An 18177-nucleotide genomic window follows, 5' to 3' on the forward strand; every position below is an offset into this window, starting at 1 on the left:
ACCCGTGCGTCCGCAGAAGACGCCGGCAAGCGGCGGTTGAACGGGAGGCGGGAAGGCGAGGCCTTGGCAGGGCCGCTGGCGGCCGGGCGGCGCCGCCCCGCCGATGCGGCGGGATCCCGACGCTAGAAGCGGAAGCGGGCTACGTCGGCGGCCAGGCCGGCCGCCTGCTCGTCGAGCCGTGCTCCCTGGGCCGACAGGGCGTCGACCAGGGCGGCATTCTGCTGCGTCGTCTGTTCGAGCTGGTCGACCGCTGCACCGACCGTGCGGATGCCGCGGTCCTGCTCCTCGGCGAGCGCCCGCAGGCCGTCGGCAAGCTGATGGCTGTGGCCGACCGCGCTCTCGATGCCCGTCATGGCCTGCACCACATCGCCGCTCAGGCGCGCGCCGGTCTCGATCTGGCGGCTGGCGTCGCCGATCAGGGCGCCAATCTCGCGCGCCGAGGTGGCGCTGCGCTGGGCCAGGGCGCGCACCTCCTGCGCCACCACGGCGAAGCCGCGCCCGGCTTCACCCGCGCGGGCCGCCTCGACAGCGGCGTTGAGCGCGAGGATGTTGGTCTGGAAGGCAATGCCCTCGATCACCGTGACGATCTCCGAGATGCTGCGGGAGTGGGCGTGCACAGCATCCATGGCGCCGCTCATCTCGCGCACCACGGCCATGCCGGCGTCGGTGGCGGCACGCGCGCGCCGTGCCATCTCACTCGATTCCAGCGCCTGCTGGTGGGCCTGCTGTACCAGCGTGGTCAGGCGGCTGACGCTGGCCGCGGCATCGGCCAGGGCCTGCACCTGCTCGCCGGTGCGCGCGGACAACTGCTGGTTGTCGCCGGCCACGCCCTGGCTGGCGGCGGTGATTTCCTGCGCGGAGCCATGGATGCGCTCGAGCACGCCGGCCAACTGGTCGCGCATGCCGCCGAGGAAGTACAGCAGGCTGCCCTGGTCGCCGGCGCGCAGGGGGATCGTCGCCGTGAGATCGCCGGAGGCGATCCGGTTGGCCACCTGGGCCGCCGCGCGCGGCTCGCCGCCCAGTTCGGCGGTCAGGCTGCGCGCGGCGAGCCAGGCCAGGCCGATGGCTGCCAGCAGGCTGACCACCAGCAACACGGCCGTCACCGTCTGGGCGGCGACCTGCTTGCCTGCCACATGGTCGACGGTCTCGGCCGCCTGGTGTTCCTGCTGCTGGCGCAGGGTCTCCATGTGCCCGCTGAGCTTCTGCAGCGCCTCGCCGACGAAATGGCCGTCGACCGAAACGGCGCTGTCGAACTGCAGCGTGTCGAGCGGCTGTCGCTTGACCAGGGCCACGTAGTCGGCGATCAGCTTGCCGGCGGCCGCGCGCTCGCTCTGCAGCGCCTCGATGCGGTCCGGCGCGGCGTGTTTCACCTTGTCGAAGGCGGTGTCCAGCCGGCGCAGGGCGGCATCGATTTCGGTTGCGGCGTCGTCGCGCTCGCTGCTGCTCGTGGCCATGGTCAGCGCTAGCTGGGCGCGGCCGATCTGCTCTAGCGCAGTCTGTGCGTGGGCCGCAGCGATGGCGCCGGTCATGTCGCGCTGGTACAGGGTGTCGGTCATCTGCTTGATCGACACCAGGTTGAGGATGCCGCTCAGCCCGACCGCAGCGCCGAACAGATAGACCAGCGCGAAGGCTGCGCACAGGCGCGCGGCCAGCGGCATGCGCGCCAGCCAGGCGGGGGCGGCGAGATGCGGCCGGCGCGCCAGGCTTAGTTTGATGGCTTGAATCACGAAAGAAGCTCCCCGCGGGCCGAGGCCCGACTTGCTGCTGACCCTGGCCATGCGCCGCGCCGGCATCTTTTCGGGCGCCTGTCCCGCGCGGTCGACGGCAGCATGGGTTTGCTGGCGGCGATGGTGCCGCAACTTTGTGACGTAAGCATGACATTCACTAATCATTCATGAGATCTTCTTTTGTCACGTCTTTGTCATGTTTGTGTCATGAAATGCCTGCGGCGTCTGCGCCGCAGACCGTCAGCTTGTTCGCTACACATCATGCCTACCGCCGATTCCGCGCCGGCCTTGCGGTCCGCGCTGCCTGGCCTGCCGTCCGTGCACGCCGTTTTCCAACCCATCGTGCAGTTGCGCGAAGGGGAACTGCTCGGCTATGAGGCGCTGGTCCGCGGTCCGGCGGGGGCGGCGCATGAGAGTCCCGAAGCCTTGTTTGGACTGGCGCGCGACAGCGTCGGCACCATCGCACTGGAACTGCACGCGGCGCGCGCCGCGCTGGCGGCATGGCAGGAACAGGGCTTGCCGGGGCGGCTGTTCCTCAATTTCAGCCCCTTGTCGCTGCGCCACCTGCTGGCCGAGCGCGGGCGTGCCATGGCCGCGCTGCTGGGGCAGCGCGCGGCGGCGGACCGCGTCGTGATCGAGGTCACGGAGCAGACCCCGATCGGCGATGTCGTTGCCTTTGCAGAGGCCATGGAGGTGCTGCGCGGCATGGGCATGCAGTACGCGCTCGACGATTTCGGCACCGGCCACGCCAACCTGGACCTGCTGGCCCAGCTCTCGCCGCACTACGTCAAGATCGACAAATCACTGGTGCGCGGCATCGCCACCTGCTCCCGGCGCCTCGAGATCCTGCGCGCCGTGCTGCGCATGGTGGGCGCCTTCGGCGGCCATGTGATCGCTGAGGGCGTGGAAGAAGAGGACGAGTTCAGCGTAATCCGCGATCTCGGCGTACCCAGCGCCCAGGGCTATTATCTCGGGCGGCCGCAGGCGCGCCCCGCGGCCGAGGTGTCGCCGCATGCGCTGCGCGCGCTGGCCTCGCGCCAGATCGCGGTATTTCCGCAGATGGTCAGCTCGGGCTGGTCGGGCCTGAGCGCCGGATCCCTGATGCAGGGTGCGCCGACGGTGAGCCCGCGCACGGTCAACGACGAGGTCCTGAGCTGCTTTCACGCGCATCCGCTGTTGCAGGCCGTGGCGGTGGTGGACGAAGCGAGCAAGCCCATCGCCATCATCAACCGGCAGCAATTCATCGATCGCTACGCGGCGCCGTTCCATCGCGAACTCTATGGACGCAAGGCTTGCGTGGTGCAGGCCAACCGTGAGCCGATCTGCTTCGATCGGCATGCCAGCATCGAAGAGATGGCCCAGGCGCTGGCGCGCGCCAGCCAGCGCGCCCTGGCCGACGGCTTCATCGTGACCGAGCAGGGCCGCTACCTGGGGCTCGGCACCGGCGACGACCTGGTGCGCGCGATCACCGATATCCGCATGCAGGCCGCGCGCCACGCCAATCCGCTCACGCTGCTGCCCGGCAATATCCCGCTGAACCAGCACATCGACCGGCTGATCGCCGCCGGCAACGAGTTCCATGCCTGCTACGTGGACCTGAACCACTTCAAGCCCTACAACGACCAGTACGGCTACTGGAAGGGGGACGAAATGCTCAAGGGGGCCGCGGCAATCCTGGCGCAGGCCTGTGATCCGGCGCGCGATTTCCTTGGCCACGTAGGGGGCGATGATTTCCTGGTGCTGTACCAGAGCGCCGACTGGGCCGGGCGGGTGCGTGCAGCCATCGACCATTTCAACGCCATCGCGCGCGCCATGTATCCGCCGCCGGCCCAGGCGGCTGGCGGCATCCATGCGGAAGACCGCCATGGGCGGCCGGCTTTCTTCCCGACCGTATCGATGGCCGTCGGCGCGGTGCGTGTGGGGACGGCGGGCATGGCCAGCCTGCGTCGCCAGGGCAGCAGTCTGATCGGCAGCGCCGCCGCGACCGCCAAGCGCGAGGCCAAGCGCTCGCCCAACGGCTTCGTGGTGATCGACCTGGGCGCGCCGGGCGCGCAGCCGATGACGGCGCGGTTGCCGCAGTCCTAGTCCACCGCGGGCGGGCAGGGGGCATCGCCGGCTCCGCCCGGGAGCACGTCGAGACGGTAGCCCCGGCCGTAGATGGCCGACACCACGACGCCGTTGGCCTTGTATAGCTGGAGCGTCCGGCGCAGGCGTGCCACCAGTCCGGACAAGGCGCGCGACAGCGGCGGCAAGTCCTGGCCCCAGACAGCCTTCTCGATGCGCGCGTTCGAGACGATCTGGCCGGTATTGTCGAACATCAGCATGGCCAGTTCGAATTCCTTAGGCGTGAGCGTGATGCATTGGCCGTTGTGCAGCGTGGCCCGCTGCGTGTGGCAGTGCAGTGTGTACGCGCCCGCGTGAAGGTCGTCGGGCTGGCGCACGCGGGGGTGCTTGCGGCGGCTCAAGGCCAGCACGCGAGCCTGCAGTTCGCGCACGCGCAGCGGTGTGGCGACGAAGTCATCGGCGCCCGCATGGAGCGCCTCGACCACGTGATCCTCGTCGTCGGTCTCGGACAGCACGAGAATGGGCACATTGCGCGAATGGGCGCGGCGCACGGTGCGGATCACGTCGATGACGTGCGCCTCCGGTGCCGCAAACGCGATCAGCAGAAGCGAAAAGGAGGCATGGCCGAGACCGCGCTGCAGGTCGGCGCTGTGGCGGAACGTCTGGCACGCAAAGCCGGAGGCGGACAGGATATTGGACAGGGGGCCGGCTTGCAGCGCGTTCCCCGTCAGCAGGGCGATGGGCAGGGAAGCTGACATGGAAGGATTCGGAGCAGGAGGCTGCGATCGGGATCGCCAATGGATGGAATGCCGGGGCGCGGCGCGCGGCCCCGGAACAGCCATCTAGCTTAGGCGCGGGCGTGCGCCACGGGCATCGGAATGGTCCGAAATGCTTGTCGGAGACCACCGATTCCGGTCAGCCGCGGCAGTTGCGGCAAATGTTGCCTTTGTTTTAATACATTTGGGTCGCGTGTTACAGGTTTTATCCACAATTTGTGTGGATAACCTTCGCCTGCGTCGGCCTATGCGCCACTGGATGCGCATTTCCATCGGCGTGCCCAAAAAACAGGCATCCGCCCGGCAGCGGGCCCTGCGGGCCCTCGGACTAGGTCTTCTTGCCGTAGCTGACCGCCATGCCGGCCCGCACATCCGCTTGCACGCCATAGGGCGGGATGGGGTAGCGCAGGCCGTTGCCGGCCAGATGCCGGAGCCCGTCGATGGCCTTGGCCAATTGCTCGGGTTTGAGTGCGATCAGCAGTTCGTCGTCGGGCACGCCGCCGTAGCGCCGTTCCGGGAAGCAAGGCAGCGCCAGGCTGGGCTCGCCGGTTGCCAGCGCACGTCCCCAAGAGTCGGCGCAGGCGGATTCCCCCACGGCGCCCCATTCCAGCTTCCTGTAGCCGGACCACTGCAGGCCGTTGATCAGCAGGATCATCTGCGCAGGGTTGGCGTAGACCAGGCAGATGTCGGGAGCCGGCAGGCGTCCCGATGCCAGCGGTGACACGGCCATGGCGCGATAGCGGCCGAAGGGTACGCAGTGCATGGCGCGCTGGTGTGCGGCGGAGTCCTGCTGCGTGGCGAACCATACGCCGGCCATGGCTTCGCCGGCCAGCCACGTCTCGTCCTGCGGCATCAGCCCGATGACGGCGCCGCATTGCTGCCCCACCAGATCGTCGGCCGTGATGCCCACAGTGAAGCCGAGCCGGGCCGCCTGTCCGACGATCTGATCGGTCGTGTGCACGGCGGAAGGGCGGCGGATCCGCGGGATGGCTTCCATGTCCGCCACGTCCTCGAACAGTTGCATGCAGACAGGCGTGGTGCGCAGCCTCAACAGGCGGTACAAGGCCTCGGCCATGGCGGCGCCGTCCTCGGATGCGATGGGGCGTGTCTCCTCGTTATTGCTTGGCATTGGCGGGTTCCTTTGTCGTTGTCTTGCGGCTTAGCGCGGTGGGCCAAGCCCGCGTCGCGCGGCCGCCGGGGCAACGATACACCCGGGCCGCCGTTCGCTTTCGCCGGCCGCGCGGCGGCGTTGGGCGCAGGCTATGCCAGAATAGCGGCATCGTCACTCGTCCTTGCGCGCCGCGAGACGCCGCTAATGCTCAGTCCCAGCACGATTGCAATCGTCGTTCTGTGCTTCCACGCCGTTGGCATGCTTGCCGCGCTGCATGCCGTGATGACGGTCCGCACGGCGCCCGGCGCCATCGCCTGGGCCGGTTCCCTGGTCATGATGCCCTACGTGGCGCTGGTGCCCTACCTGATACTCGGGCGCAGCCGCTTCGCCGGCTATGTCAGTGCCCGGCGTTTCAATGCCGACCGGATTCGCGAGCTGACCGATGACATGAAGTCGGACGAGCGCGAGGCGCGGCGCGCCAGCGTCGTGCCGGTGCCGCCCCTGGCCGGCATGCACGCGCTGCCGAGCCTGACCGGCGTACCCTGCCTGGCCAACAATGACGTACGTCTGCTGATCAACGGGCAGGCCACCTTCGATGCCATCTTCGCAGCCATCGCGCAGGCGCGGGAGGTGGTCATGGTGCAGTTCTTCATCGTGCACGATGACGATCTCGGCCAGCGATTGCTGCAACTGCTGCGCGAGCGCGCCGCGGCCGGCGTCCGGGTCTACTTCCTCTACGACAGCATCGGCTGCCATGCGCTGCCCAGGCACTACGTACGCGCGCTGTCCGAGGCCGGCGTGCGCGCGCGCGCATTCGCCACGCGACGGGGGTTCGTCAACCGCTTCCAGATCAATTTCCGCAATCACCGCAAGCTGGTCGTGGTCGACGGCGAGCACGCGTTCACCGGGGGCTTGAACGTTGGCGACGAATACATGGGCAAGCACCCGCCGCTGGCACCCTGGCGCGACACCCATATCGCGGTGCGCGGCGCCGTGGTGCTCGACCTGCAGATGGCCTTCGCCGAGGACTGGTACTGGGCCGCGCGCGAGGTGCCGCGCTTGTTGATGCCGCCGCCCGAACCGGCCGGCTCGATGATCTGCCAGCTGGTTCCCTCGGGGCCGGCCGATCCGCAGGAAACCTGCTCGCTCTTCTTTGTCGAGGCCATCCAGTCGGCGCGGCGCCGACTGTGGATCACCACGCCGTATTTCGTACCCGACGAGGCGGTCTTCGCCGTGCTGCGCCTGGCGGTGCTGCGCGGCGTGGATGTGCGCATCCTGATTCCCTCGCGCCCCGACCACCTGGTCGTGTATGCCGCCTCCAAGCTCTACGCGTACCAGGCCATTCGCGCCGGCGTGAAGATCTACCGCTACCAGCCGGGCTTCCTGCACCAGAAGGTGATCCTGGTCGACGATGTGGCTGCCGCCGTCGGCAGCGCCAACCTCGACAACCGTTCCTTCCGGCTCAATTTCGAGCTGATGCTGATGACTGCCGACCGCCGCTTTGCCGCCGACGTCGAGTCGATGCTGGAAGCGGACTTCGCCCAGGCCACGCGCATCGGCGAGGAAGAGTACCTGGAGAGCCCGGCGCTGCAGCGCGTGGCCATGCATGTGGCCTCCTTGTTCGCCCCCATCCTCTGATTTCCCCATCGTTGCGCGGCAAGGCTGCCGACGCCACTGCGCCCGTCGGACGTCTCTCGCGCAGGCGGGCCGCGTTCCACTGCCAATTGTGTACACTGTCTACTACGAGTTGGCAGGAAAATGGACAGCATCCACATGGAGAGGGCATGACGCAGGCGGCCACGCTTCCCCCGCGCCGCACGACCTATCGCCACGGCGATCTGCGGCGCGCCTTGCTCGAGGCAGGGATCGAGCTGGCACGCGCCGGCGGCCCGGGCGCCGTGGTGTTGCGCGAGGCCACGCGGCGTGCGGGCGTGGTGCCGAACGCGGCCTACCGGCATTTCGCCAGCCGCCAAGCCTTGCTGGGTGCCGTGCGCGCGGCCGCGCTGTCGGCGCTGGCGGTGGCGATGGAAGCGGAACTGGCGCGTTTGCGGCGTGGCACGGATGCCGCTGAGTTCGCGCGGGGCAGCCTGCGGGCAGTCGGCACCGGCTACCTGAAGTTCGCGCGGGCGCAGACCGGCCTGTTCCGCACCGCCTTCAGTCCGCCGGACGAAGCCGGCGGCGCGGCGATGGCACCGGGCGATAGCGCCCCTGATCCGGCGATGGCCGGCGCCAGCGGGCTCAATCCCTTCCAGTTGCTGGCAGCCGCTCTCGACCGCTTGGTGGAAGCCGGCGTGCTTCCTGCCGAACGCCGCGCGGGCGCCGAATACCTGGCGTGGTCCGCCGTGCATGGGATGGCTTTACTGGCGATCGACGGCCCGCTGCGCCGGCTCGGCAAGGGGCAGGCCGAGGCGCTTGGCCAGCGCCTGCTCGACATGGTGGAGCAGGGCCTGTAGGCGCTGGGGCTGTCCGCGCAATTGGGAAAAAAAGAGCCGCGATGCTAGAAGCATCGCGGCACATTAAAGAGGCGCGGGGCCTCCCAGGTGGGAGGGCAACGGCCTCAGATCGGGGACACCCTATCGGGCATAGGGTGCGGCATAACTTTATTTGTTAAGCGCCGCGCGACGCCCGGGCAATGGCTGAACGTAAGTCAGGAATTTTCCGAATCATTGGCCGGGAGGAGGGGAGCCGAGGGCCGGTCTCGCGTGTCGCTGCGGCGCTGTGCCTCGCCCGCTGTGCCTCGCCCGCTGTGCCTCACCGATAGGCAGGAAAGCAGGGGAATGCGGAATGCTTGTGCGCCAGGCGGTGTCTAACCATTATCCTGGAGTGTCCGAGATGATCCGCGCACGGCTCTTGGCTTCTGCCCTGGTGTTGCTGCTAGGCGGCTGCGTTGCCTATCCCGCCTATGACGGCTATGGATACCCGGCCGCCTATGCCTACGACGGCGGGCCCTATTACTACGGCAGCGTGCCATACGGCTATTACCCGTCGGCATGGCCGTACTACTACGGTCCGGGTTGGCCTTACTTCGGTGTCTATTACGGTGGCTACTATGGCGGCGGCTACCACCACTATTACTACGGAGGACGGCCAGGCTGGCATGGCGGGCACGCCAACCATGGCGGCATGCATGGCCACTAGCCGGCATGGATCCGGGGCAATGACCGCGCACGGTGGCCGCGCCGGCGCGGCATGCCGGCTCAGGCCAGTTGCCTGAGCTGGCCGATCACGTTCATCAACTGCCCGTGCGCGACGATCACGCCGGACTCATCCTGCAGGGCTTCCTGGTAGCGCTTGCAGAAGGCGGGGTCTCCCTTCTGGCTGAACAGCTTCTCGGTGGCCGCGGCAACGGCGCGGCAGGTTTCGTCGTGGTGTTCCTTGCCGTCGAGCTCTTCGTCGATCTCGATGATCAGGCGGGACAGCGGGTCGAGCCAGCGGAAGTAGGTCTCCTCAGTCACGATCTGGACGAACTGGCCCGAGGGGATGGGCCCGTACAAGCGTTCGTACTGGCCTCGGTCATACCCGATCACTTCCTTGTGCACCTGGAGCAAGGCCGCACGCAGCGCGCGCAGGCCTGAACGGCGGTTCTCCTGGATGGCGAGGAACTGTTCGCTGGGCATGCTCTCTCTCCTTTCCTCAAACTTGCTAGGGTTTTTCCGTGGAACGCCTAGGACACTTCCAGCCAATGCCGGGGCGCGCCTGCCAGTATAGGCAGGCGCCCTGCGCCGGGCCAGCGGCTGGCCCTAGCGAGTTTCCCGCATGCTGTTTGTCCTGATTGGCGGAGGGGAAAGCCCTCTCCGGGCGGCGCGCAGAGACCGCGAGGCGGGGGTAAGTCGGCTATCGGATACGCGACTGCAATGCAACGGCAGCGCGCCAGCGTCGCGGCCGCGGCTGCCGCTCGGCCATGCCGCGGCCCTCGGGTGTTCAGGCCTGCCGCGTTGCGGCTTGCAGCAGGTGCTTCTGGATCTTGCCGCTGGTGGTCTTGGGCAGCGCCTCGACGAAGTGATAGCGGCGCGGACGCTTGTAGGCGGCCAGCCGGTCGCCATGCACCAGGAAGCGGTCCAGCACCTCGGCATCGACGTGCTTGCCCGCGCGCGATACCACGTAGGCGCTGACGACCTGCCCCCAGACATCGTCCGACTCGCCGCGGACGGCCACTTCGAGCACGGCTTCATGTTCGATCAGCGCGTCTTCGACCTCGCGCGGATAGACGTTCTCGGCGCCGGAATTGATCATGTGGTCGATGCGGTCACGGACCCAGAGGTAGCCGTTGGCGTCGAGCTCGCCCAGGTCGCCGGTGTGGTACCAGCCGTGGGCCAGTGCCCGTGCGTTGGCGTCCGGGCGGTTCAGGTAGCCGCGCATCATGCACGGCCCGCGCACCAGGATCTCGCCCACTTCGCCCGGCGCGCACGGCGTGGCGGGGTCGGTGGGTTCGCCATCTTCGCGCAGCCGCGCCACGACCAGGTCGTGGTTGAGTGCGGGCGTGCCGGCGGAGCCAGGGTGGCTCAGTTGTTCATGCGGATAGAGCACGGACATGCACGGCCCCATCTCGGTGGTGCCGTAGACCTGGATCAGCTGCGCGCCGATGTGGCGGTCCCATTCGCGCACCAGATGGGGGGCCATGGACGCGCCGCCGTATTCCACCAGCCGCAGCGACGAGAGGTCGCGCGCCGGCAGTTCGGGGTGATTGAGCATCATGCCGACCATCGTGGGGGCAGCGAAGAAGTGCGTAACGCGTTCGCTTTCGACCAGGCGCAACGCTTCGCCCGCATCGAATCGGCGTTGCAGCACCTGTGTCGCGCCCACCTGCAGCCGCGGCAGGAAGCTGGTGTGCAGCTCGGCGGTGTGGTTCAGCGGGGCCACTGACAGGCCGACGTCTTCGCGGGACAGGCGCATGGCCTGGTGCATCAGCGCGTTATGGGCCAGCTTGCTGCGGTGGGTGTGCAGCACACCCTTGGGGCGGCCGGTGGTGCCGCTGGTGTACATCAGGATGCAGTCGTCGTCTTCATCCACTGCGATGGGCGGCGGCGTATCCGGCCGGCCGGAGGCGACGGCGTCCAGGCGCGCGGTGGCGAAGGCCGGCGCGGGGCCCGCATCGGCGTAGATCCAGTGGGCGGTGCCGGGTGTCAGCGTGGCCGCCTTTTCCACCACGGCCGCGCCTTCTTCCTCGAAGAGCAAGGCGCGGGCGCCGCCGTCGGTCAGGATGAAGGCAAGTTCCTGGGCGGCCAGGCGGTAATTGACGGGGTTGAAGATCGCCCCGATGCGCGCCGACGCGAGCAGGCTGAAGACGAAGGATGGGGTGTTGTACAGGAAGGCCGCCACCACGTCGCCCTTGCCGATGCCGAGCGACAACAGCCCGTGGGCGTGGCGGTTGACCTCGGCGTCGAGTTCGGCAAAGGTCCAGGCGCGGCGCTGCGCGCCGTGTCCGTGTACCAGCGCGGTCTTGTTCGGCAGATAGCGCGCGGGCCAGGCGAGCGTGTCGCCCAGGGTCTGGCTGTGCTTCAAGTCGTTGCTCCCAGCGTGTGGCAGGCCTTGCTGCCTGGCAAAGCGGGGAACTATACGGTTGCGTCAGCCGCAAGGGAAAGAACAAATCGGAGTTTGCTTATGCCTGAAAGTCGCATATCGGGCACATCGTGCGGCTTGTGCCGTGGCCCGCCGGCAGGCTAGCGGGCGCTGTCGCACTGCGGGCACACGCGCAGCAGCAGCGGCCCCTCGATGCCCAGGTCGCCATTCTCGGGCACAGGCCGCGCCTCGCCGCCCGCGCCGGCCAGCATGCAGCGGCATCCCGCGGGGCGCGGCTCCATGCGGCGGGGCGTGCCTGCAGGCACCACCGCGTAGTGCACGCCCAACTGGACGCGGCGTTCCCATTTCCCGCTCGGGTCCAGCATCAGCAGCCACTGGCGGATCTGGGTCGACCAGTGCGCCACCGTCTCCGCCTTGACGTCGAGCTGCCGGGCGGCCTCGGCCAGCGACATGCTGCGCGCAAGCAGCGCAAAGATCGGGACGAAGCGATCGGTGTGGCGCAGGCGGGCCAGCGGCGTGGCGCTCAGGCGGTTGAAGCGCCGCCGGCACTGGCGGCAGCGGAAGTGAGGCAGCTCATCGGCCGTCGCCGCGCAGGCGTGCGCGCCGTCGGTGCCGCAGTGGGGGCAGTCGGGCGCGACGGCCGCATCGGCGTGCAGGGCGCGCCAGGCCTCTTGCAGGTAGGCCGCCAGTTCGGCATCGCCGCCGCCGCGGTTGCCCGTGCAGACGTGCATCAGGCTGGTGGCCCGGCGCTGCGGACTGGCGCTAGCGGGGGCGTGGAGGGCGGACTGCTGACGCATGCTCTGGCTCACGGTTTCGGGTTGGGGCCGGTGTCGCCGGCCGCGATGGATGTGGGGTTGTTCCACCAGCCGCCGCCCAGCGCGAGGAAGAGGGCGGCGGTGTCGGCGTAGCGGCCGGCGCGTGCCTGCACGGTGGCCTGCACGGTGGTCTGGTAGGCCTGCTCCGCATTGAGCAGCGTCAGCACGTTGACCTGGCCGAGCTGCAGTTGTTTGCCGGTGATGTCCAGCGTCTTGGTTGCCGCCTGTTCGGACTTCAGCGCGGCCTGCAGGATCAGTGCATCGGCGTCGAGCGCGTGCAGCGTGTCGGCGACGTTCTGGAAGGCCGTGATCACGGTGGCGCGGTACTGCGCTTCGGCCTGCGTCATTGCCGCGTCGGCCGCGCGCTTGCGTGCGAGCAAGGTGCCGCCCGCGAACAGCGTCTGGGTGGCACTGCCTGCCAGGCTCCAGAAGATGTTGCCGTCGTTGAACATCTGGCTGAAGACAGTTGCCGTGCCGCCCAGGTTGCCGGTGATGGTGAGCTGGGGCAGCATGTTGGCGATCGCCACGCCCACCTGCGCGGTGGCCGCATGCAGATTGGCTTCGGCGGCGCGCACGTCGGGGCGCTGGCGCACCAGCTGCGAGGGCAGCGACACCGGCAGCTCCTGCGGCAACTGGAAGTCGGCGAAGGTGAAGGTGTCGGCCGGACCGTCCGCGGGCAGCTTGCCGGCCAGCGCCGTCAACTGGTCTCGCTGCAGCGCGAGCTGCTTGCGCAGCGTGGGCAGGGCCTGTTCGGCCTGGGCCAGCTGGGTCTGCGCCGCGGCGACGTCGAGCCCGCTGACGGAGCCCAGTGCCTGCTGGCGCGTCAGGTTGGCGAGCAGGTGGGTATTGATCTCGACGATGCGCTGCTGGGCATCGATCTGGGCGCGCAGCCCGGCTTCCGCGATGGCGGCCACGACGATGCTGGAAGCGAGCGTCAGGTAGGTAGCCTCGACCTGGAATTGCTGTGCCTGTTCGCTGGCGCGCAGCGATTCGACCTGACGCCGGTTCAGGCCGAACACATCGGGCGTATAGCTGATGGCCAGCTGCGCGGTGTGCAGGGTGAAGTATTCGTCGCCCGAAGTCAGGGTCGGCGAAATGGTGTTCACGGCATTGCGTTGCCGGCTGGGCGAGTACGAGGCCTGCAGCGTCGGGAAGAAGGCGCCCTGCTGCGCCTTGACGTTCTCATGCGCCTGTTTCAGTGCCGCCTGCGCGGCAGCCACCGTGGGGCTGGCCTTGAAGGCGTCTTCGATCAGGTGGTCCAGCTTGGGCGACTGGAACAAGTGCCACCACTGGCCCGGAATATCCATGCCGGCGATAAAGCGCTGCGCCTCGCCGCCCTCGGTGGCCGCCGAGGTGGTCTGCGCCGGCAGCGGCGCGGGCGAATAGCCGTTGGTGACAGGTGCTGCCGGCTGCTTGAAATCGGGGCCGAAGGCGCAAGCCGACAGAAGGGCGCACCCGGCCGCCGCCGCTGCTAGGGCGGTGCGGCGCCGAGAGTACATACGGCGGTCCGGCGAGCGGGTGGGAAGAGACATCGATCTGCCTGCGGGCGTTCGGCTTCGGGGTTGCGGCGATTCTAGGAGGGATCGCATTTGGCGCGTACTGTGATTGATCACAGTAGACCGCTCCGCGGGGCTGGACGCATCATGCCGGCAAAATTGCGCATATTGGGGGTCTGCCGTGCCTATCGATGTCAAATCCGCCGCCATTGGGGCGTCGGTCGCCGCGATCGTGGTGGGAGGGCTGGTTTTTGGCCTGTCCGGGCGCACGCAGCCGACCGCACTTTACGGTCCGCCGGCAGGCAGTGGGTACGGTTCGCCGGCAGGCGGTGGGGCCTCGGCTCCCGCGGCGAAGGTGCGCGGGGCGCAGGATGTCACGCTCAACCAGGGACAGATGGTCCACGTCAAGGTGGCACCCGTCGAGGAACGTGACTTCGCCAATCGCCGCGAGGCCATCGGCAACATCAATTTCAACGAGAACCGCTCGGTCCAGGTGTTCTCTTCCTACCAGGGCAAGATCCGGCGGACATTCGCCAAGATCGGCGACGACGTGCGCAAGGGCCAGCCGCTGTTCGAGATCGACAGCCCCGACCTTGTGCAGGCCGAATCCACGCTGATTTCCGCCGCCGGCACGCGCAACCTCACCATGCGCGCGCTGGAGCGCGCGCGCGGACTGTTCGAGATCCAGGGCATCGCGCAGAAAGACCTCGACCAGGCCACCTCCGACCAGCAGGCCGCGGAGGCCGCCTACAAGGCTGCCCGCGATGCGGTCGCGATCTTCGGCAGGAGCGCGGCCGACATGGACCGCATCATCAAGGATCGCCACATCGATCCGGTGCTCACCGTGACCAGTCCCATGGATGGACGAGTCACCGCGCGCAGCGCGCAGCCCGGCCTGCTGGTGCAGCCAGGGAGCGGCACGGCGCCGTTTACGGTGTCCGATCTCTCGACGATGTGGATGCAGGCCTTCGTGACCGAGGCGGACAGCCCGCTGCTGCGCGAGGGTCAGGCGGTCACGGTCAAGGTGATGGCCTTCCCGGGGCGCGTCTTCAAGGGCAAAGTCAGCTCGATCGGTGCCACGGTCGATGCGGGCACGCACCGCGTACTGGTGCGCTCCGAGATCGAGGACCCGCACCACGAGCTGCGCCCCGGCATGTTCACCTCGTTCGAGATCCGCACCGGCGACCCGATCCGCTCGGCAGCGCTGGCGGTGGACGGCGTGGTGCGCGAGGGCGACGGCACCATGACCGCCTGGGTCACCTCCGACCGCAAGCGTTTCACGCGCCGCGTCGTGAAGATCGGGCTGATCCAGGATGACGTGGTCCAGATCGTCGACGGCGTCAAGCCCGGCGAGCTGGCCGCGACCGAGGGCGCGCTGTTCATCAGCAACGCCGCCGCCATGTCCGGCACCTGAACCGATGATGCGCCCGCTCTCCCCACGCCACCCGAGCACCGGGCTGAACACGAGGTAAAACCGTGCTGAGTGCCATTCTCAAGCTGTCGCTGACGCGCCGACCGCTGATCATGCTGTTCCTGCTGGTGTTCGCCGGCGCCGGCCTGTTCGCCTTCTCGAAGCTGAACATCGAGGCCTATCCCAATCCCGCGCCGGTGATCCTGGAGATCACGGCGCAGGCGCCCGGCCTGTCCGCCGAGGAGATGGAGCGCTACTACACCGTGCCGATGGAGGTCGGGCTTGCGGCCACGCCCGGCGTCGAGAGCATCCGTTCGACGTCCTTCTACGGGCTGTCGTTCGTGCGCGTGACTTTCCGCTACGGCCTCGACTACTACTTCGCCTACACGCAGGCCGCGCTGGCGCTGCAGCAGAACGTCAGCCTGCCCAACAACGTGCAGCCGCAGATCCAGGCCTCCAGCCTGGTCGGCGAGATCTACCGCTACCAGCTCAAGGGTCCGCCGCATTTCGGCCTGACCAATCTGCGCACGATCCAGGACTGGGTGCTGCAACGCCGCCTGAAGACCGTGCCCGGCGTGGCTCAGGTGGTCAGTCTGGGGCGGCACCACCAAGGAGTACGACGTCGAGGCCGACCTGCACAAGCTCGAGGCCTATAACGTCACGCTGCCGCAGATCGTTACCGCGCTGGGCAACGCCAACATCAACGTGGGCGGCCGCACCATCAACTTCGGGCAGCAGTCGGTCAACATCCGCGGGGTAGGCCTGGTCCAGGACACCAAGGACATCGAGCAGATCGTCCTCACGCAGAGCAATGGCGTGCCGGTGCAGGTCAAGGACGTGGCCAAGGTCAAGATCGGCTACACGCCCCGGCTGGGCCGGTCGGGCCGGGACAATGAAGACGATGTGGTGACCGCCATCGTGGTGATGAACCGCACCTTGCAGACCAACGAGGTGGTGGCACGCGTGAAAGCGGAGATCGAGAAGATCAACAGCGACGGCACGCTGCCTGCCGGCGTCAAGATCGCACCGTACTATGACCGTTCCACCCTGGTCGAGGTCACCACACACACCGTGCTGCACAGCCTGCTGTTCGGCTGCCTGCTGGTGTTCTTCATCCAGTGGGTCTTCCTCGGCGACCTGCGCAGCGCGATCATCGTCAGCGTGAACATTCCATTCGCGCTGTTCTTCAGCATCATCATCCTGGTGCTGGTCGGGGAGTCGGCCAACCTGCTCTCGGTGGGGGCGGTGGACTTCGGCATCATTGTCGATTCATCGGTGATCCTGGTCGAAAACGTGTTCCGCAACCTGCAGATGCCGATGGCGGAGCAGGCCAGGCTGCTGGCCAGCCGAGAGGCGCGCATCCTCGGCATGCGGGTGCCGGAGCGCTTGCGCATGATCTTCGTCAGCGCGCTGCAGGTGGACAAGGCGGTCTTCTTCTCGGCCGCCATCACGGTGGCGGCCTTCGTCCCGCTGTTCACCATGCAGGGCGTGGAAGGCCAGATCTTCGGACCGATGGCGCGTACCTACGGCTACGCCTTGCTCGGCGCGCTGATCGCCACCTTCACGATCACTCCGGTGCTGTGCAGCTACCTGTTGCCCAAGCATATCGAGGAGAAGGAGACCTGGCTGGTGCGGTCATTGCATCGCATCTACGCGCCCACGCTGAAGTGGTCGCTGTCGAACAAGCGCTTCGCGGTGATCGTGGGCGCCGGCGTGCTGGTGGCGACCGGCCTGCTGATGACGCGCCTGGGCACCGAGTTCCTGCCGGCGCTGGAGGAAGGCAACCTGTGGATCCGCGCGACGATGCCGCCGACCGCCTCGCTGGAAGCCGGCGTGCCACCGGTCGCCCGCATGCGCCAGATCCTGCTGCGTCATCCTGAGGTGGCGACGGTGGTGTCGCAGCACGGCCGCCCGGATGACGGCAGCGATGCCGCAGGCTTCTTCAACGCCGAGTTCTTCGTGCCCTTGAAGCCCTTCGACCAGTGGCCCGCGGGCATGACCAAGGACAAGCTGGTGGCGCAGGTGCAGAAGGAATTCAATGATGAGTTCGCCGGCATCTCGCTGAACTTCTCGCAGTACATCCAGGACAACGTCGAGGAAGGCCTGTCCGGCGTCAAGGGCGCCAACTCAGTCAAGATCGTCGGGCGCGACCTCGATACCCTGGAGCGGCTGGCCGACCAGGTCGAGCATGAGATGTCGCAGGTCAAGGGCGTGACGGACCTGGGCGTGTTCCGTGTACTGGGCCAGCCCAACCTGAACATCCGCATCAACCGAGAGGCGGCGGCGCGCTATGGCCTCAACACAGGTGACGTCAATACCGTGGTGCAGGCTGCGCTCGGCGGCACCCAGGCCAGCACGATCCTGGAAGGCGACCGCCAGTTCGCGCTGACGGTGCGGCTCGCGCCGGAGTACCGCAACAATATCGACGCCATCCGCAACCTGAAGGTGGCCTACCAGACCTCGAGCGGGGGCAATGCCTACATCCCGCTGCGCGAACTGGCGGACATCACGCTCGACACCGGCGCGTCCTACATCTTCCATGAACGCAACCAGCGCTTCATCCCGGTCAAGTTCAGCGTGCGCGGGCGCGACCTGGGCGGCACGGTGGAGGAGGCGCAGGCCCGCATCGCCCGCAACGTCAAGCTGCCCGAGGGCTACCGCATCGACTGGGCCGGCGAGTTCGAGGAGCTGGAGCAGGCCAAGCAGCGGCTGGCGGTGATCGTGCCGATCAGCATCGTGATGATCCTGGTGCTGCTGTACGGTCTGTTCAATTCCCTGCGCGACAGCCTGATGGCGCTGGCCGGCATTCCCTTCGCCATCGCCGGTGGCGTGGCTGCGTTGTTCCTGACGGGGCTGGACTTCAGCATCTCGGCGGCGATCGGCTTCGTTTCGCTGTTCGGGGTGTCGGTGATGGACGGTATCCTGATGATCACCTACTACAACGATCTGCGGGGGCAGGGCCTGCAGTCGGGCGAGGCTATGTTCCACGCCGCCCAGCACCGGATGCGGCCGATGCTGATGACCGCGCTGTCGGCCTGTATCGGCTTGTTCCCGGCGGCGATCTCCACCGGCATCGGCAGCCAGGTGCAGCGGCCGCTGGCCACGGTGGTGGTGGGCGGCATGCTGGTCGGGCCGATCATGCTGCTGGTGATCGTGCCGGCGCTGCGCATGGTCTTCCTGGGCAAGGACGCGCGCGGTGGGGACAGTCATGGTGGGCCGACGGCGGAGGCCGGCGTGTAACAGCCGTGGCGGCGGTA

General features: G+C 67.9%; 12 protein-coding genes and 1 pseudogene. 6 read left to right on the forward strand and 7 right to left on the reverse strand.

Features of this window, described 5'->3' with window-relative positions; genetic code table 11:
* Nucleotides 1-122: 122 nt before the first annotated feature.
* Nucleotides 123-1727: a methyl-accepting chemotaxis protein gene (locus AC1Z3O_RS25665; protein WP_483518763.1), complete on the reverse strand. Its 1605-nt coding sequence runs from the start codon at nucleotides 1725-1727 to the stop codon at nucleotides 123-125.
* Between the two features lie 261 nt (nucleotides 1728-1988).
* Here AC1Z3O_RS25665 and AC1Z3O_RS25670 point away from each other — a divergent pair, with 261 nt between their 5' ends.
* On the forward strand, nucleotides 1989-3812 hold the full coding sequence (locus tag AC1Z3O_RS25670; RefSeq protein ID WP_483518765.1) for an EAL domain-containing protein: 1824 nt from the start codon (nucleotides 1989-1991) through the stop codon (nucleotides 3810-3812).
* On the opposite strand, the gene AC1Z3O_RS25675 is transcribed toward AC1Z3O_RS25670, so the two are convergent.
* Nucleotides 3809-4549 (reverse strand): response regulator transcription factor, encoded by a 741-nt coding sequence (locus tag AC1Z3O_RS25675; RefSeq protein WP_483518767.1) that lies wholly within the window; start codon nucleotides 4547-4549, stop codon nucleotides 3809-3811. The genes AC1Z3O_RS25670 and AC1Z3O_RS25675 overlap by 4 nt on opposite strands.
* A 346-nt stretch (nucleotides 4550-4895) precedes the next feature.
* Nucleotides 4896-5642 (reverse strand): DUF169 domain-containing protein, encoded by a 747-nt coding sequence (locus AC1Z3O_RS25680; protein ID WP_483521994.1) that lies wholly within the window; start codon nucleotides 5640-5642, stop codon nucleotides 4896-4898.
* Between the two features lie 240 nt (nucleotides 5643-5882).
* On the opposite strand from AC1Z3O_RS25680, the gene cls reads away from it, so the two are divergent.
* The 3 genes from cls to AC1Z3O_RS25695 all read left to right on the forward strand — a co-directional run bounded on the left by cls (nucleotide 5883) and on the right by AC1Z3O_RS25695 (nucleotide 8816).
* The gene (gene cls, locus AC1Z3O_RS25685; RefSeq protein WP_483518769.1) at nucleotides 5883-7316 is read left to right on the forward strand and encodes a cardiolipin synthase; all 1434 of its coding nucleotides are present in this window, start codon (nucleotides 5883-5885) and stop codon (nucleotides 7314-7316) included.
* A 146-nt stretch (nucleotides 7317-7462) separates the two neighbouring features.
* Nucleotides 7463-8131: a TetR/AcrR family transcriptional regulator gene (locus tag AC1Z3O_RS25690; RefSeq protein ID WP_483518771.1), complete on the forward strand. Its 669-nt coding sequence runs from the start codon at nucleotides 7463-7465 to the stop codon at nucleotides 8129-8131.
* Nucleotides 8132-8510: 379 nt separating this feature from the next.
* Entirely contained in the window at nucleotides 8511-8816 is a 306-nt protein-coding gene (locus AC1Z3O_RS25695; RefSeq protein ID WP_483518773.1) for a hypothetical protein, read from the forward strand.
* A gap of 59 nt (nucleotides 8817-8875) precedes the next feature.
* Here AC1Z3O_RS25695 and AC1Z3O_RS25700 read toward each other — a convergent pair whose 3' ends face one another.
* From AC1Z3O_RS25700 to AC1Z3O_RS25715, 4 genes are all read right to left on the reverse strand, one after another.
* Complete coding sequence (locus tag AC1Z3O_RS25700) at nucleotides 8876-9295, reverse strand: hypothetical protein (protein WP_483518775.1); 420 nt, start codon at nucleotides 9293-9295, stop codon at nucleotides 8876-8878.
* Nucleotides 9296-9599: 304 nt separating this feature from the next.
* Nucleotides 9600-11180, reverse strand: coding sequence for a fatty acid--CoA ligase (locus tag AC1Z3O_RS25705; protein WP_483518777.1), 1581 nt, complete (start codon nucleotides 11178-11180; stop codon nucleotides 9600-9602).
* Nucleotides 11181-11338: 158 nt separating this feature from the next.
* Nucleotides 11339-11995: a DUF746 domain-containing protein gene (locus tag AC1Z3O_RS25710; protein ID WP_483518779.1), complete on the reverse strand. Its 657-nt coding sequence runs from the start codon at nucleotides 11993-11995 to the stop codon at nucleotides 11339-11341.
* 8 nt (nucleotides 11996-12003) lie between these two features.
* The gene (locus AC1Z3O_RS25715) at nucleotides 12004-13512 is read right to left on the reverse strand and encodes an efflux transporter outer membrane subunit (protein WP_483521996.1); all 1509 of its coding nucleotides are present in this window, start codon (nucleotides 13510-13512) and stop codon (nucleotides 12004-12006) included.
* Nucleotides 13513-13690: 178 nt separating this feature from the next.
* On the opposite strand from AC1Z3O_RS25715, the gene AC1Z3O_RS25720 reads away from it, so the two are divergent.
* Together AC1Z3O_RS25720 and AC1Z3O_RS25725 are read left to right on the forward strand one after the other, a co-directional pair.
* Nucleotides 13691-14923: an efflux RND transporter periplasmic adaptor subunit gene (locus tag AC1Z3O_RS25720; protein WP_483518781.1), complete on the forward strand. Its 1233-nt coding sequence runs from the start codon at nucleotides 13691-13693 to the stop codon at nucleotides 14921-14923.
* Nucleotides 14924-14985: 62 nt separating this feature from the next.
* Nucleotides 14986-18160: pseudogene (locus AC1Z3O_RS25725) on the forward strand (efflux RND transporter permease subunit).
* Nucleotides 18161-18177 lie beyond the last annotated feature (17 nt).

Source organism: Cupriavidus sp. 09_S30, assembly GCF_056930435.1.